This window comes from Plantactinospora solaniradicis (assembly GCF_042658085.1).
GTDB classification, from domain to species: domain Bacteria; phylum Actinomycetota; class Actinomycetes; order Mycobacteriales; family Micromonosporaceae; genus Plantactinospora; species Plantactinospora solaniradicis.
Map to the genome: position 1 here is coordinate 310,391 of NZ_JBHSPR010000037.1, position 15,269 is coordinate 325,659.

The window sequence follows — 15,269 nt, forward strand, 5'->3', positions numbered from 1 at the left end:
GCGGTGCTCCGCTCCGCCGCACTTCTCGCGCTCACCTGCGGCCTCCCTCGTCGGTGCTGCCGGGAGCAGCCGTGCCGAACAGCTTCACGAAGATGAACGCGATGATCGCCACGGTGAGGAAGATCAGCACCGACATGGTCGACCCGATCCCCAGGTTCAGCCCACGGATCAGGTTGTTGTAGGCGAGCATCGACACCGACGACGTCTCGTTCGAGCCTGCGGTCAACACGAAGATGTTGTCGAAGACCCGGAAGGCGTCCAGGGTGCGGAAGAGCAGCGCGACCAGGATCGCCGGCTTCATCACCGGCAGCATCACCTTGATGAACCGCTGCCAGGCGGAGGCACCGTCCATCGACGCCGCCTTGAGCAGATCCTCCGGCACCAGGGCCAGGCCCGCCATCAGCAGCAGTGCCATGAACGGGGTGGTCTTCCAGATCTCCGCCACCATGATGATCGCCAGCGCGCTGGCCCGCTCGGTCAGCGGCGCCCCCTCGCCGAACAGGGTGGCCAGGTAACCGGTGCCCGGCGTCCAGGCGAACCGCCAGGAGAAGGCGGCCACGACGGTGACGATCCCGTACGGGATCAGCGCCGACGTCCGGACCAGCCCGCGCCCGACGATGGTCCGGTGCATCACGATCGCCAGGCCCATCCCCAGCACCAGCTCGACCGCGACCGTCACGACGGTGATCAGCATGGTCACGCCGAACGCCGTCCACCAGTAGTCGTTGCTGAGCACCGTGACGTAGTTGGACAGCCCGACGAACTCCCGCTGGTCCGGGAACTTCAGGTCGAAGCGCTGCAACGACAGCCAGACGGAGTAGAAAATCGGATACGCGGTGACGGCCAGCATCACCAGCGCGGCCGGGGCGCAGAGCAGCCAGCCCAGTTTGCGTTCGGCCCGCTTGCCCTCGCTCAGTGCCACCCGGCCACGACCCCGCCGAGGCGCCGGCACCCGGACGGCCGCCCCCGCCTCATCGGCCCGGTCGACAGTCGTGGAGTCCGTGCTCATGCCGTCACCTCGCTTCGCTCGCTGCGCTCGCTCATGGCAGAACCCCCTTGGACTCGAGCGCGTCCTGTGCCGCCTTGCGCATCTGGTCCGCGGTCCGCTCCGGTTGGATGTCGGACGGCGGGGAGAGCGTCGCCGACAGCACGGTCGAGATGTTCTGGTACGCCGGACTGAGCGGTCGGGTCGCCGCGTCCTTCAGTTCCTCGAGAATCGTGTCCCGCATCGGGTACGCCTCGGCCATCTCCGGCTCGGCGTAGACGCTCTCGATGGTCGGCGGCACCCCGTCGTTGATCGCCGAGAACTTCTGGTGCTCCGGGTTACGCAGGCAGGCGGCGGCCTCGAAGGACTCCTCGGGGTGCCGGGAGTAGCGGCTGACCGCGAGGTTGACACCGCCGATGGTCACCTTGCTCGGCGTGTTCGGATCCACTCCCGGGAACCGGGCCCAGCTGACCTTCTTGGCCAGTTCCGGATCGGCCTCCTGCATCGCCGGGTAGACGAACGGCCAGTTGAGCTGGAAGGCGCCGGCACCGGCCTGGAAGTCGAGCCGGGCCTGGTCCTCGATCGTGTTCGAGAACGACGAGGTGGTGATTCCGGCGTTGGCGAAGTCGCGGAGCACCTCCAGGGCCCGGACCGCTCCGGCGTCGAAGACGGCCTTCGTACCGTCGGAATTCAGGATCTGCCCGCCGGCACTGGCCACCAGCGTGTTGTAGAGGACCACCAGGCCCTCGTACTGGGCACCCATCGTGATCACCCGGTACGGCTGGCCGCGCCCCTTGAGACCGAGCGCAAAGTTGATCATTTCGTCCCAGGTCCGGGGCGGCTGGGACACCAGGTCGGTCCGGTACCAGAGCAGTTGCACGTTGGTGTTCTTCGGCGCGGCGTACAACTTGTCCTCGTACCGGGCGGTTTCGAGCGGTCCGGCCAACGTGCCGCGCTCCGCCTCGGCACGACGCTCGCCGGTCCACTCCAGCAGCCAGCCGGCGCTGGCGAACTCCTGGGTCCAGGTCACGTCCAGGCCCAGTATGTCCATTCCCGAGTCCTCGGCGGCCAGCCGGCGCACCAACTGCACCCGCTGGTCGTCGGCGGCCCGGGGCAGGACCCGGTACTCGATCTCGTAACGTCCGCCCGCCTGGGCGTTGCAGTCGTCGACCACCTTCTGCAGATTCTGTTCCGGGGAGTAGTAGAGGTTGAGGGTGGGGACTCCGCCGTCCTCGCCGGAACCGCAGGCGGCCATCGGGGCCAACAGGGCCAGCGCGACCGCGCCGGCCGCGAGCCGCAGCCGGCCGCTCCGGACCGGGCCGCCCCGGTCGGGTTCAGCCATGTCGGCACCCCGCTGTCGGATCCGGAGCCGTCCCGGCCAGAACGTCCCCGGCCGGAGCCGGGCCGGTCGGGGACCACCGGCCCACCAACGTCCCGCCCACATCGACCTCGGAGCATCGTGAGCACTGCTCGGACCACGCCGACCACACGTCGCGCACCCGGTGACCGCTCATCACGCCGCCTTCCTCTCCCACGACGACCGGAACGCCATCCGTCCCGGCACACGGCGAAAGCACCCCGCCTCCAGCCGTAACCGAACTGCCGACCGGGCGTAGGTGTCCTGCGCCTCCCACTGCCCGGTCGTCCACGAGGCGAAACCTCGGTCCCGCCCGGGGCCTCGACGAGTGCCCGGATGGGCGGTTTGACGGGCCTTGACCCCACCCGTCGAAAAGCCGGCGCCGCCGACGGACACCATCGGGTCCACAGTGGTATTCCCCGGCACCGCCGCCTCCGCTAGCGTGGGTCGCACCTCCGGCCCCAGCAGGTCGCCGTCGACGCCGACACGCTCCCGGACCAGCGCATGCCGCCCGGTCGGCACCCCGCGCCGATCGCCGAAACGCGCCCCGTCCCGCGATCCTTTCGGCAGGATCGTCTGCAAGAGGAGGTGCCGCCGTGCAGAACACCAGGGCGCTCACGTTGTCCTTCGAAGTTCCCGGGCCACCACCGGTCAGGACCGAGGCACTGTCGATCTTCGCGGCCGGGCACCGGCAGGCCGCCCGGGTCCGGACGCTGTTGGAGGCCGCCTGCGGTGCGGCACAGCGCACCGGATGGACCGCCCTGACCGAGCCGGTCGGTCTGGAGGTCGTGCTGCGCTGCCCACCGGGGCGACGTACGGCCGACGCGGCGACGCTGCTCGGCGGGATCGGTGCGGTGCTCCAGGACAAGAAGCGGGCCGCCGACATCGGCCTGGCACACCTGGGCGTGCTCGCCGACGTGGCGCTCTACGTCGACGACCGGCAGATCCAACGAATCGCGTACCGGGAGGAGCCGGCCGAGGAGATGTCCTACCTGGTCCGGGTGAGCACGCTGGCGACGCCGGCCTGAGTGCCGGGAAGCGTCGGTTTCGTCACCCCCGGTGGCGGGGTAACCCGGACCCGCGACGGAGGGAGCAGCAATGTCGGAGCCACACATCACCCTCGATCCCAGAGAGCTCGACCAGGCGCAGCAGCACCTGCGGGGGCCGCTGGAGGAACAGCTCAACTCGGCACTGCGGGTGGCGACCGAGCGGGTCCGGGCGGAGTACGCCGGCGAACCCGTCGAAGAGGTGTGCCGACGGCTGCTCGACGAGACCCGGGCAGGGCTTCATCACGACATCGCCGAGGGATTCAACCCTGATATGGACGAGTTGTGCCGGGTGGCGGTGGCGATCGTCCGGCGCGAGATCCCCGGGGACCGTTGACCACAGCCGAGGGGCGCGATGCCGACGGCCGCCCCGCCTCGGGTTGCCCATTGGCTGATGGTGGCCGGCCTCCGTACACTCAGTGCGCCGTCACGGCCGACTGTGTTCGTCTGGCGTCCTCTGCCGGGATCCGGTCGATCTCTACGGGAGGCCCAGTGCCCGCACTGCCGTCCAGTGTGCCCGCCGCGGTGCTCGACACCACCTCGATCGCGCTGCTGACCGCGACCGAGCAAGGCGAGGTGACCTGGCACAACCGGGCGGCGCAGCGACTCGGCCACCTGATCGGCGCCGACGTCGGTTCGCTGCCGTTCGCGACGGCGACCCCGGACGGTCCGCCGGTCGAGTTGCGCTGTCCGACGGTCGGCGGCACGACCCGGTACCTGCGGGTGACCTGCCGTCGGCTGTCCCCGCTGCGGGGCGAGGACCCGACGACACCGGCCCGGCTGGTCTACGAGTTGACGGACGTGACCGAGCAGCGGGCCGACCGGCGCCGCGCCGACGACTACGCCTGGCGGCTGACCCACATCGAACAACTTGCCCGGGTCGGCACTTGGGAGTGGCACCTGCCGACCGACCAGGTGGTGTGGTCGCCGACCCTGAAGTCCATGATCGGGCTGGCCCCGGACACCGCTCTGGACTACCCGACCTACCGGACGATGATCCATCCGGACGACGTCGACATGATCGAGGCGACCCTCAGCCAGGCGATCCGGGGCGGCACGTCGTTCACCTACACCCACCGGATGTTCCAGGCCCACAGCCGGCAGATGCGGATCCTGGAGTGCTACGGCGAGGTTTTCACGGACGAGTCCGGCCAGCCGCTCCGGATGCTCGGCACGGCGCACGACATCACCGAGATCCGGCAGGTCCAGGACGAGTTGGCGTACCTCGCCGAGCACGACCCGCTGACCGGCCTGCCGAACCGCCGGGCCCTCACCGCCCGGATGAGCGACCTGACCTCGACCGGGGCTCCGACGTCGGCCGCCCTGCTCCTGATCGACATCGACAACTTCAAGGACATCAACGACCTGCGTGGTCACGTCGTCGGCGACGAGGTCCTCCGGCTGCTGGCCCGGCTGCTGACCCATCACCTGCCGTCAGGTGCCGTGCTCGGCCGGCTCGGCGGCGACGAGTTCGCGGTCCTGCTGCCGTCCTGCGACGCCGACCGGGCGCTCGCGATCGGCGCCGGGCTCTGCGACCTGGTCGCGCACACCCCGTTCGCGGTACGGGGAGAGCCGCTGCGGGTGACCCTGAGCATCGGGGCCGCCCCGCTGGACACCTCCGACGGCGACACGCTGCTGCTCGCCCACGCCGACCTCGCGCTGTACCAGGCCAAGGGCGAGGGTCGGAACCGGGCCCGGCTGTTCGCGCCGGAGCAGCAGCGCCTGGCCGCCCAGCGGGTCGACCTGGTGTCCCGGGTCCGGAAGGCACTCGACACCGGCCAGTTGCAGCTCGACGCGCAGCCGATCATCGACCTCGCCGACCAACGGGTACGCAGCTACGAACTCCTGATGCGGGTCCGCGACGACCAGCGCCGGCAGATCGGGCCCGGCGACTTCCTACCCGCGCTGGAGCGGGGCGACATGATCTACGAGTTGGACCGCTGGGTGGTGGAGACCGCCACCCAGGCGCTCGCCTCGGCGCGGAGCGCCGGTGTCGATCTCCGGTTCGACGTGAACATCTCCAGCCGGTCACTGGAGGACCCCAGTTTCGGAGACTGGGTGGTCGCCACCCTGGCCGCTGCCGCGGTACCCGCCACCCAGCTCGGCCTGGAGATCACCGAGACCACGGCCATCGCCAACCTGGACGCCGCGCGCCGGCTGGCGTCCACGCTCACCTCCGCCGGCTGCGGGTTCAGCCTCGACGACTTCGGCGCCGGCTACGGATCCTTCGTGTACCTCAAGCACCTGCCGTTCAGCACGGTCAAGATCGCGGGCGAGTTCGTCCGGCAGGCCGACCATGGCGGCTCGGATCCCATCCTGATCGACGCCGTGGTCCGCGCCGCACACGGGCTCGGGATGCGTACCGTCGCCGAGCACATCGACCGGCCCGAGCTGGTACCCGTGCTCCGGCAGCTCGGCGTCGACTGTGGACAGGGCTACCACCTCGGCCGACCGGAGCCGCTGCACCTGCTGATGGAACGGACCACCGCCCGGGGCGGCCTGCCCGCGACCATCGCCTGAACGAACAGGTCCCCGCCGACCAGCGACGCTGCGACGCCGGCCGCGGCCGATTCCTACCGCCCGCAGGATCCGACGTCGAGGTGGAGGTATCTCGCGTTGACCCAGCGGCAGAGCCGGACGCCGACCACGAGGCCCACGATCGTGACCAGGGCCGGGAGGTAGCCGGTGGCGACTTGGACGATCGGGATCGCCGGGCATCCTCCCGAGACGGCCCACCCGGTGCCGAACAGCACCGCGCCGGGGATCACGCCCGCGTGAATCTTCCCCGGTGTACGGCGGACCCGGATCAGCGCGAAGACGACCACGATCATCGCCACGCCGCCGCCGAACGCCAGGAGCATGCGCAGGTCCTGGAACGTGAACATGCGGTTCAGCTCGGCGTAGTCGCCGAACCCGATGTTGGCGACGGTGAAGCCGAGGGCGAGCCCGGCGATGATATTGGCGACGAGAACCCCACCCCGGGTACGCATCACACCACCTTCCACAGGAGGAACGACACGACGACGGCGGTACCGAAGAAGACCGCCGTCGCGACCATGCTGTCCGGGTGCAGTCGGCCGCAGCCGTGCAGGCCGTGTCCGGACGAGCACCCTCCGGCGAGACGGGTGCCGAAGCCGACGAGCACACCGCCGACGAACAACACGCCGATCATGTGCGGTGGGCTGTCGGTCACCACGTCGCGGAAGCCGTCGCCCATGTCCAGCCGAAGGTCGAACCGGCCGGCGGTGACTGCCGCCAGCCATCCACCGACGAGGATCGACAGGAGCAGGGCGGCCTGGCTGACCAGCGGTGCCGGGCGCGGGCTCGTGGCCGTGGCACGCTCGCTCGTGGTCGGCCCGACCTCCGGGCCGGGTGCCGCTGCCTCGCCGGCCGCGGAGTACGGCGGGGCCGGTGCCCCGGGGCGGGTTCCGAATTGCTCAGCGGTGGCCGTCGCGAGAGCCTCGGTGAGAACGCGATCGTCGGTGAACTGGGCTTCCATTCGTTCCACCCGACGCTCGGCCCGCCACTGCAGGACGCGTTCCCAGGCCGAGGACACCCCGAACGATCGGTCGGTGGTGACGGTGTAGTTGATGGTGACGACGGCGAGCCCTAGCGCGCCCGCCCACCAGGGCCAGTAATCACTCATGCGGGACCTGAGATCCAATCAGCGAAGCGGGCCCACCAGCCGCGCCGCCTTTCCGGCGCCGCTGGTGGGTTTCCTGGGACCTGCACGACGTGTGCGGGTGGTGCGGGCTCCACCGGTTGGGCCGGGCTCCGGATCCCCTCGAAATTGGCCGGAGGCGCTGGAGCCCAGGCCTGCCGGGAATCCGGCCCTGGCCACCGGGCCTGTGTCGACTGTGCCGGACCGGCCCGATCGACATCAGCGGCGGCGCGCCTCAGATGCTGCGCGTGGGCGCCGTTCGGGAGCAGCACGATCGGCACGACGGCACCGGTGAGCGACAGCTCGTATCGGGCACAGCCACGCCAACCGTCCCCGCTGTCACAGTAGTAATCCCGCCAGCTGCGCAAACTGGCTCTGAGCAGTGGAAACAAGGGGCATCGTTCAGTGTGCGGGCAGCCCATATCGCTCCAGTCTGATCGACATGCGTCACCGAGCGGATTGGCGGTCTGGCGTAATCCCGATTGCCCGATCCAGCGAGCAAGCATAGAACATCGTCAGCATATTCGCATTCCACCATTGATCATGAAATCACCGGCCTCGGCGTTGTACGCCCACGGCGGGCCGACCGCCGTCGATCCGAGGTGCCGTGCGGTGCGGCGCAGACGTACCCGTGTCCGCCGGCAGGCTCGTCAGGCCCGAAGGGAGACCCGGGCGGCCGGATCGGCCAGCGCGGCCACCTCGTCCGCACAGCCCCAGGCCAGGGTGACGCCGGCGCCGCCGTGCCCGTAGTTGTGGACCAGTCGGAATCCGCCGCCGGTCGCAGCGGCATCCACCGTCACCCGGGCCCCGCCGTGCCGGGCGGGTCGCAGTCCGGCGAGCTGTCCCAGTACCGCTGCCCCGGCCAACTCCGGGACGAGTGCGACGCACCGGGCCAGGATCGCCCGGCCGACGGCCTCGTCCGGCTCGGTCTCCGCCTCACCCGGTTCGAAGGTGCCGCCGAGCACCACGTCCCGGCTGCGCGGATGTATGTAGGTGATCCCGGCCGGATTGCCCTCGTCGCGGACCGAGGTGACGAGTCCGGGGTTGGCCACCAGCACGATCCGGCCCCGGACCGGGTGCACGGCGGGATCGTCGGCCAGGGTTCCGGCGGCCAGCCCGGTCGCGTTGACCACGACCGGCGCGACGTCGGCCGCCTCGGTGAGCGTGTCCACCCGGTGCCGGCGTACCTCCACCCCGAGCTGATCGAGCCGGGCGACGAGCCAGTCCAGGTACGGTCCCATCTCGACCGTCGGCACGGTGAACCGCCACTGCCCGGCGTACCCGGGTGGAGGCTCGGCGGTTCGGAAGTCGGGTACCGCGGCGGACCACCACGGGGCACCGTCGACCGGGGCGCGGAGCAGCATCCGGGTCGGCCGCATGACCACACCGGGCACTCCGTTGCCGGCCTGGGCGGCCAGCTCGTCGAAGGTCCGGCGGGCCCAGTCCAGCACCCGGGGATCGGGGCTGGTCCGGGTCGGGTACCAGACCGCGGCGGCGACCCGGGAGACGGTCCGGGCCGGCTCGTCGGCGGTCAGCACGGCCACCCGGGCGCCGGCCTCGGCCAGCCGCACCGCGGAGGTCAGGCCGACGACTCCCGCGCCCACCACGACCACGTCCGCCATTCGACCAGCGTGCCGCAGGACCCGCCGGACGTCCACCACCATCGGCGTGCCTGCCGGGTGTCCTGCCGGACGTGGGCATGGCGGTCCGGGACCACGACCGCCGGTCAACCGCGCCGGACGTCCACCGCGATCACGTAGCGGCCGTCCGTCCGGGTCAGTTCCAGTGCCCGCACCGGCAGCGCCTGGTCGCTTTCGGGCGCCACCTGGATGCCCAGTCCGTAGCTGACGTACCCCTCGAAGTCGCCACCGAACTCGTACCCGCGCAGTGTGGGGTAGCCGAGCGCCGGTCGGGGCGAGGCGGTGACCGACCACCGGCCCCGCTCGTCGTGCGCCTGCGCCTGGATGAACCGGATCCGGAGGAAGGCGTTGCCCGGCAGCCGGAGTGGCTCGCCGGTCCCCTCGGCGGGGACCTGTGCGACGTATCCGAGTTCGTAGGACGGGAAGCCGCCCCGGAAGGTGAACGAGACCCGGCTGTAGCCGGGCCGCTCCTCCGGATGGTCGGCCGCCCGGATCTCCACGAGGTACGGCAGCGGCGGCGCCGGTGGCGGGGCGATCGGCGGCCGGACCCGGTGGCGGACCAGTGCCGGCTCGGCCGGAACCCCCCACCCGTACGTGGTGCGGAACGAGGTGACGTCGTCGTCCGGGCCGGGCCGCGCGGGCCTGCCCGTGCTCCCTGGTGGCCCGGTGCCGTTGCCCGGCGCCACGGTCGCGGCCGGTTCGGTCGGGTGCGAGGTGGTCACCGGAGGTTGTCCGGCCGGTGTGCCGGAGCCGCCGCCGAGGGTCGGTTCGCAGCCGGTGAGCCCCAGGAGCAGGGCGAGAGCGAGCAGAGGTACGCGCTGACTTGTCATGCCGCTGTGACGCGCCACCCCGACGATCGGTTTACCCCGGCCATCCCAGGTCGGGCCGGAAGACCCCACCGGTCCGACCGGCCGGGGCGGATCCGTGCCGTCCCCCGCCGATCTCCGTTCGGCACCGTCGCACGCCTGGTGCGCAAAATCCATGGAGGTGGATCTAATGTGAGTGCGCTCGTCATCGGCGAGCTGGGACGCTTTCCACGGGCGAGGGGGGCAGACGGCGTGACCAAACTCGGAATTCACTTCGACCGCGACGAGGTCGGCTGGCTGGCGGAGAGCCAGGCGGCGGTACGACCCGCGATGCTGGCCGCGATCGGCGACCTGCGACCGCAGATGCGAGCGGTCTGCGAGTACCAGTTGGGCTGGCGTGACGGCGAGGGCCGGCCGGTCGAGGCCGATACCGGAAAACTGATCCGGCCCGCGCTGACGCTGATCAGCGCGGCCGCCGTGGGCGGCGAGATCGGGGCGGCGCTCCCCGCGGCGGTCGCCGTGGAGCTGATGCACAACTGCACCCTGTTGCAGGACGACGTGATGGACCAGGACACGGTCCGCCGGCACCGCCCGGCGGCGTGGACGGTGTTCGGCGAGGCCGCCGCGGTCCTCGCCGGGGACGCGTTGCTGGCCCTCTCGTTCGCCGTGCTGGCCCGCACGCCACCACAGCTGGCCGGACCCGCCGCCGCCCAACTCGCCCGCACCACCGACGAGCTGATCGAGGGACAGGCTCTCGACCTGTCCTTCGAGGAGACGAACCTGGTCAGCGTGGCCGACGGGGAGCGGATGTCCGCCGCCAAGACGGCGGCCCTGCTCGGCTGCGCCTGCGCGCTCGGCGGCCTCTACGCCGGCGCCGGTGAGTCGACCCGGGTCCTACTCGAACGCTACGGCCGTCATCTGGGCATGGCGTTCCAGCATCGGGACGACCTGTTGGGCATCTGGGGCGACCCGAGGCGTACCGGCAAACCCGCGATGGCGGACCTGCGGCGTCGGAAGAAGAGCCTGCCCGTTGTCGCCGCGCTGGCCGCCGACAATCCGGCCGCGGCGCGGCTGCGGACCCGCTACGCGGACACGACGCCCAGCACCGACGCCGACCTGCGGGATCTCGCCGACCTGGTCGAGAAGGCCGGCGGACGCGCCTGGTCGGAGCGGGCGGCCCGGCGCGAGGTCGAACTGGCCAGGGAGACGCTGGCGGAGCTGGCCCGCGCCGAGGTGGACACCGGGCGACTCGCCGCGATCGGTCAACTCATCGTCGGCCGGCAGGAGTGAGTGACGGCGAGCGGTGCTCGGACCCGCCCTCAGGCCACGGCCCAGGACCGCCCGGGAAGGATTCGTTCGACTATCAGCGGCACCAGCCGGTTGGCCTGGTCATTCAGATAGAAGTGGCCGCCGGGCAGCGCGTGGATGTCGAGTCCCGCGCTGGTGTGCGCCGCCCAGTGGCGGGCGTCGACGGCGCTGAAGGTGTGGTCGCGGTCCCCGGCGATGGCCGTGATCGGGCAGCTCAGCGGCTCGCCGGGCGCGTACCGGTAGGTTTCGATCAGCCGCAGGTCGCTGCGTACCATGGGCAGCGTGATCTGCCGCATCTCCTCGACCTCCAGCAGATCCGCACCGCCGCCGAGTTCCCGGACGTACGCGACCAGGCCGTCGTCGTCGCGCAGGTGCACACCCCGCGAACGCCGCTCCGACGGTGCCGGCCCGGCCGAGGCGAACAGCCGGAGCACCGAGATCGGTTCGCTGGTCCGCAGTCGTCGCGCCACCTCGAACGCGACCACCGCGCCCATGCTGTGCCCGAAGAGTGCCACCGGTCCGGAGACCTCGCGCAGGATCGCGGCGACGATCTCGGCGACGAGGACGTTCATGTCCTCGATGCACGGTTCCCGGTAGCGGTTCTGTCGTCCCGGGTACTGGACCCCGATCACCTCGACCGAGTCGGGCACGAGGTCGATCCACTTCCGGAACGACGTCGCGCCCCCGCCCGCGTGGGGAAAACAGAGCAGCCGTACCGCCGGTCGGGGCGCGGATCGGAAGCGCAGCAACCAGGAGCCGTCAGTCGCGCGCGGGACGTACGTGGTCACCGACGGGAGACCCTTCTGCTCGGCCGGGCGGGAGGCTCACCGCAGGACGAGCGCCCGCACCAGGTCATGGCAAAATACCGGACCCGGCTCGCGCCGTCGACACGGAGTTGGACGCTCCGTGCCGCGGCCCGGAGCAGGGCCCGAAGTGGAGGCCTATTCGCGTACGCCGGCCAACTCGACGGCGCGGGACCGGAACGCGAGCCGGACCGGCACCACCGCGCCCAGCACGGCGAGCACGGCGCTGACGGCGGTGATCAGCACCACCGTCCCCCACGGCACGGTGACCGGGGTCGCCCCGACGAGCTGCCCGAGGGCGAGCCGCAGTCCCGCCAGGTTCACCGCCGAGGCACCGACCGCCAGCAGTACGCCGACGCCGACCACCAGCAGCGACTCGCCCGCGAAGACCCGAAGCACCTGTCTCGGGGTGGCTCCGGCCAGGCGCAGGATCGCCAGGTCGCGCAGCCGGTCCGAGGTCGCCATCACCAGGGTGTTGACGATCGCGATGAAGCAGAAGACGATCGCGATGCCGAGCACCAGAAGCATGCCGAGAGCGGTGGTCTCGCTGTTCTCGGCGCTCTCCTCGCCGAGCCAGTCCCCGGCCGGGACGACCCGGGCCCCGAGTCCGGCCGTGGCGCTGTCCAGAGCGGTCCGGACGGCGGCCGGATCGGTGCCGGGACGCAGCGACACGTACACCCGCTGGGCGAGGCCGGTGAAGGCGTACCGGGCGGTGACCGCGTACCGGTTGCTCAGGTACGCCACGTCGTTGCTGCCGGAGGTCGTGGAGAGCACCGCCACCACCCGCAGCGGCGCGATCGTGCCGTCGGCCAGGAACACCTCGACCGTGTCGCCGACCCCGACTCCCCAGTCCTCGTTGACGATGATGGTGTCGTCGCGCAGTTCCGTCGCCGACCCCTCCGCCACGGGCAGGGTCAGGGTGCGGGACAGCGCCGCCGGGTCCACCGTCTGGGCCTCGTAGTCGGCCAGCCGCGCGTCGTCCTTCGCGTACACCATGGTCGGCAGCGCCGCGACCACGTCGACGCCCGGGATCGCCCGGACCCGCTCGGTCACCGCCTCGTTGACCCCGGGCGTGCCGTCCGGGGTGACGACGAAGTCGGCGGTGACCTGGTTGCGCCGGCCGGAGTCCTTGGCCCGGTCGATCGTGGCGGCGGCGCCGAGCAGCGAGATGGAGAGCCCGACGGTGAGCAGCACCGGCGCGGCCGTGGCGGCGGTCCGGCGCACCGCGGTCAGCGCGCTCGACCGGACCAGCATCCCGGCGGCGCCGCCGAACCGGCCGAGCGGCCAGGTGACGAGCCGGGCGATCGGCTTGACCACCACCGGCGCCAGCAGGGCGAAGGCGAGGATCGGGAACATCAGCACCCCGATGTACCGGGTCGGCACCATCACCATGCCCGGGTTCACCGCCGCCACCCAACCGATGGTGACGAACCCGAAGGCCAGCGCCAGCAGCCCGTAGAGCCAGCGGCCCGACGTCATCGTCCGGAAGTCGACCGCGGCGTCCCGGAGCGCCTCGATCGGGCGTACGTCGCCGGCCCGGCGGGAGGCCGCCCAGACTCCGGCCAGCGCCACGCCCAGGCCCATGCAGAAGGCGATCAGCAGCGGCACCCAGACGGCCGGGCCCGTGCCGACCGGGGCGGTGAACCAGGACGGTGCGAGCCCGAGGTCGACCATCCAGCCGGCCAGCGGCGGTGCCGTGCCCAACCCCAGCGCACAGCCGGCGACCGCCGAGGCGATGCCGACCACCGTCGCCTCGCTCACCACCATCCGCCGTACCTGTCGGGGTGTCGCGCCGACCGTCCGCAGCAGGGCGATCTCCCGGCGCCGTTGCGCCACCGCGAAGGCGAAGGTCGAGGCGACCAGGAAGATCGAGACGAAGCCGGCCACCACCGCCGTGATCGGCAGCAGGGTACGGGTGTTGTCGATCGCCTCCCGGTCGGCGTTGTAGCTCGGGTCCAGCACGTTGCGCCGGTCCCCGGTGAGCACCTCGGCGTCCCCGCCGACCGCCTGCCGGACCGCCTCGGGCGCCCCGTACGCCACCAGCGCCTCCACCCGGGGCGAGAGCCGCGCGGCCTCCACCTCGGTGAAGAAGACGGCCGACTCGAAGCCGACCGGCACGGTCACCCCGGCCACGGTGTAGTCCTTCGGCCCGGCGGCGGTGAACACCGTGACCCGTTCGCCCGGCCCGGCCCCACCGGCCGGTACCACCACCTCGGTGTCCGCCTCCGGCCCGCGCCCGGCGGCGAGGCCGTACGGGGCGAACTGGGCCGTCGACCAGCCGTGCCCCACCTGGTCGGTCTCGCCGCCGGCGAGCTGCGCGTAGAACGAGCGGACCGGAACGGTCCGGCCCAGCGCGCCGACCTGCGCGGCCAGCCCGTCCGAGATGCCCCGGGCCTGGATCAGGGACCGGCTGCCCGGATCGTGCCGGGCGGGGTCCCACTCCGGGTCGAGCGCGGCGACCACCACCGGGGCGGTGGCGAACCGCTGCGGCGCGCGCTCCGGAAGGCCCAGGGTCGCGCCGATCTCCAGCCCCATCGCGGCGATCATCCCGGCGCCCAGGGTCAGCGCCACGAACGTGCCGACGAAGGCGGCCCAGCGGACCCGGATCGTCTGCAGTGCGACGGTCAGCACGCGCCGACCTCCATGCGCGTCATCCGGGCCGCGATCGCCTCCGCCGTCGGGTCCACCAGTTCGCCGGCCAGCACCCCGTCGGCGAGGAACACCACCCGGTCCGCCCTGGCGGCGGTCACCGGGTCGTGGGTCACCATCACGACGGTCTGGCCGTGCTTGTCGACGAGCCCACGCAGCAGCGCGAGCACCTCCCGGCCGGTGCTGGTGTCCAGCGCCCCGGTCGGCTCGTCCGCGAAGAGCACCGCCGGCTTCGTCACCAGGGCCCGGGCGATCGCGACCCGCTGCTGCTGGCCGCCGGAGAGTTCCGCCGGCCGGTGTCGGCCCCGGTTGCCCAGTCCCACCTCGGCGAGTACGGCCGCAACCTCGTCCCGGCCCGGCCTGCGTCCGGCCAGCCGCAGCGGCAGCGCCACGTTCTGCTCGGCGGTCAGCGACGGCAGCAGGTTGAACGCCTGGAAGACGAAGCCGATCCTGTCCCGCCGGAGCAGGGTCAGCGCCGTCTCGCTCAGCCCGGTCAGGTCGGTGTCCGCGATGACCACCCGACCACTCGTCGGCCGGTCCAGACCCGCCGCGCACTGCAACAGGGTCGACTTACCCGATCCGGACGGGCCCATGATGGCGGTGAAGGTACCGGCTCGGAAGTCGAGCGAGACCTCCGTCAGGGCCGTCACCGCGTTCTGGCCCGAACCGTAGGTCTTGCTCAGCCGTTCCAGCCGCACAGCCTGCTTCATGGCGAGCATCCAATCACCGATTGTTAGATCGACGCATGAGATAGCACCCTGAGAACCCCCGGACCGGGTGACCCTGAGCTGTCCCGGGTTTCCTCCGGATCCCGCCCGATCCACTGCCCGGGACGTACACCGTCGGTACCCCACGCGAACGGCCATTTCCGGTTGCGCACTGTCGACAAGGGAGACCCGGTCGACCCGGCGGGCCGGGTCGCTGGTCACCGCCGCCAGCGGCCGCCGCTGGTGCCGGTGAGCCGCTCGATGGTCTCGCCGCCGGATGGCGCGGCTCGACCCCTCGGTACCGACC

13 protein-coding genes are annotated in these 15,269 nt (G+C 71.7%); 4 read left to right on the forward strand and 9 right to left on the reverse strand.

The genetic code is table 11. The features are described 5' to 3' along the window. Positions 1 to 31: 31 nt before the first annotated feature. Positions 32 to 1,009, reverse strand: coding sequence for a carbohydrate ABC transporter permease (locus ACFP2T_RS32800; protein ID WP_377428639.1), 978 nt, complete (start codon positions 1,007 to 1,009; stop codon positions 32 to 34). A gap of 31 nt (positions 1,010 to 1,040) precedes the next feature. Next, positions 1,041 to 2,327, reverse strand: coding sequence for an ABC transporter substrate-binding protein (locus ACFP2T_RS32805; protein WP_377428641.1), 1,287 nt, complete (start codon positions 2,325 to 2,327; stop codon positions 1,041 to 1,043). Between the two features lie 611 nt (positions 2,328 to 2,938). On the opposite strand from ACFP2T_RS32805, the gene ACFP2T_RS32810 reads away from it, so the two are divergent. From ACFP2T_RS32810 to ACFP2T_RS32820, 3 genes are all read left to right on the forward strand, one after another. Continuing rightward, a complete protein-coding gene (locus ACFP2T_RS32810) occupies positions 2,939 to 3,370 on the forward strand; it encodes a RusA family crossover junction endodeoxyribonuclease (protein WP_377428643.1) in 432 nt (143 codons plus the stop codon). Between the two features lie 70 nt (positions 3,371 to 3,440). Continuing rightward, entirely contained in the window at positions 3,441 to 3,725 is a 285-nt protein-coding gene (locus ACFP2T_RS32815; protein WP_377428645.1) for a hypothetical protein, read from the forward strand. 155 nt (positions 3,726 to 3,880) lie between these two features. Continuing rightward, a complete protein-coding gene (locus ACFP2T_RS32820; protein ID WP_377428647.1) occupies positions 3,881 to 5,908 on the forward strand; it encodes a putative bifunctional diguanylate cyclase/phosphodiesterase in 2,028 nt (675 codons plus the stop codon). Between the two features lie 53 nt (positions 5,909 to 5,961). On the opposite strand, the gene ACFP2T_RS32825 is transcribed toward ACFP2T_RS32820, so the two are convergent. The 4 genes from ACFP2T_RS32825 to ACFP2T_RS32840 form a co-directional block, all read right to left on the reverse strand. Next, positions 5,962 to 6,378, reverse strand: a complete 417-nt coding sequence (locus tag ACFP2T_RS32825; RefSeq protein WP_377428649.1) for a YeeE/YedE thiosulfate transporter family protein — start codon at positions 6,376 to 6,378, stop codon at positions 5,962 to 5,964. After that, a complete protein-coding gene (locus ACFP2T_RS32830; protein WP_377428651.1) occupies positions 6,378 to 7,034 on the reverse strand; it encodes a YeeE/YedE family protein in 657 nt (218 codons plus the stop codon). The genes ACFP2T_RS32825 and ACFP2T_RS32830 overlap by 1 nt, the downstream gene beginning before the upstream one ends. 665 nt (positions 7,035 to 7,699) lie before the next feature. After that, a complete protein-coding gene (locus ACFP2T_RS32835; protein ID WP_377428653.1) occupies positions 7,700 to 8,671 on the reverse strand; it encodes an FAD-dependent oxidoreductase in 972 nt (323 codons plus the stop codon). A 104-nt stretch (positions 8,672 to 8,775) separates the two neighbouring features. Then, complete coding sequence (locus ACFP2T_RS32840; RefSeq protein ID WP_377428654.1) at positions 8,776 to 9,519, reverse strand: AMIN-like domain-containing (lipo)protein; 744 nt, start codon at positions 9,517 to 9,519, stop codon at positions 8,776 to 8,778. A 228-nt stretch (positions 9,520 to 9,747) separates the two neighbouring features. Between ACFP2T_RS32840 and ACFP2T_RS32845 the strand changes: the two genes are divergently transcribed. Continuing rightward, entirely contained in the window at positions 9,748 to 10,785 is a 1,038-nt protein-coding gene (locus ACFP2T_RS32845) for a polyprenyl synthetase family protein (RefSeq protein WP_377428656.1), read from the forward strand. Positions 10,786 to 10,814: 29 nt separating this feature from the next. Here ACFP2T_RS32845 and ACFP2T_RS32850 read toward each other — a convergent pair whose 3' ends face one another. The 3 genes from ACFP2T_RS32850 to ACFP2T_RS32860 all read right to left on the reverse strand — a co-directional run bounded on the left by ACFP2T_RS32850 (position 10,815) and on the right by ACFP2T_RS32860 (position 14,965). Then, a complete protein-coding gene (locus ACFP2T_RS32850) occupies positions 10,815 to 11,591 on the reverse strand; it encodes a thioesterase II family protein (RefSeq protein WP_377428658.1) in 777 nt (258 codons plus the stop codon). A gap of 153 nt (positions 11,592 to 11,744) precedes the next feature. Further along, positions 11,745 to 14,237, reverse strand: a complete 2,493-nt coding sequence (locus ACFP2T_RS32855) for an FtsX-like permease family protein (RefSeq protein ID WP_377428659.1) — start codon at positions 14,235 to 14,237, stop codon at positions 11,745 to 11,747. Further along, the gene (locus ACFP2T_RS32860; RefSeq protein ID WP_377428661.1) at positions 14,231 to 14,965 is read right to left on the reverse strand and encodes an ABC transporter ATP-binding protein; all 735 of its coding nucleotides are present in this window, start codon (positions 14,963 to 14,965) and stop codon (positions 14,231 to 14,233) included. Before ACFP2T_RS32860 ends, ACFP2T_RS32855 begins: the two co-directional genes overlap by 7 nt. Positions 14,966 to 15,269: the final 304 nt, after the last annotated feature.

What these genes read in the sequence shown, in the direction of transcription:
- ACFP2T_RS32800 (WP_377428639.1), bottom strand. Translation starts at nt 1,009, where the DNA reads ATGAGCACGGACTCCACGACTGTCGACCGGGCCGATGAGGCGGGGGCG.
- ACFP2T_RS32805 (WP_377428641.1), bottom strand. Translation starts at nt 2,327, where the DNA reads ATGGCTGAACCCGACCGGGGCGGCCCGGTCCGGAGCGGCCGGCTGCGG.
- ACFP2T_RS32815 (WP_377428645.1), top strand. Translation starts at nt 3,441, where the DNA reads ATGTCGGAGCCACACATCACCCTCGATCCCAGAGAGCTCGACCAGGCG.
- ACFP2T_RS32825 (WP_377428649.1), bottom strand. Translation starts at nt 6,378, where the DNA reads ATGCGTACCCGGGGTGGGGTTCTCGTCGCCAATATCATCGCCGGGCTC.
- ACFP2T_RS32830 (WP_377428651.1), bottom strand. Translation starts at nt 7,034, where the DNA reads ATGAGTGATTACTGGCCCTGGTGGGCGGGCGCGCTAGGGCTCGCCGTC.
- ACFP2T_RS32835 (WP_377428653.1), bottom strand. Translation starts at nt 8,671, where the DNA reads ATGGCGGACGTGGTCGTGGTGGGCGCGGGAGTCGTCGGCCTGACCTCC.
- ACFP2T_RS32840 (WP_377428654.1), bottom strand. Translation starts at nt 9,519, where the DNA reads ATGACAAGTCAGCGCGTACCTCTGCTCGCTCTCGCCCTGCTCCTGGGG.
- ACFP2T_RS32860 (WP_377428661.1), bottom strand. Translation starts at nt 14,965, where the DNA reads ATGAAGCAGGCTGTGCGGCTGGAACGGCTGAGCAAGACCTACGGTTCG.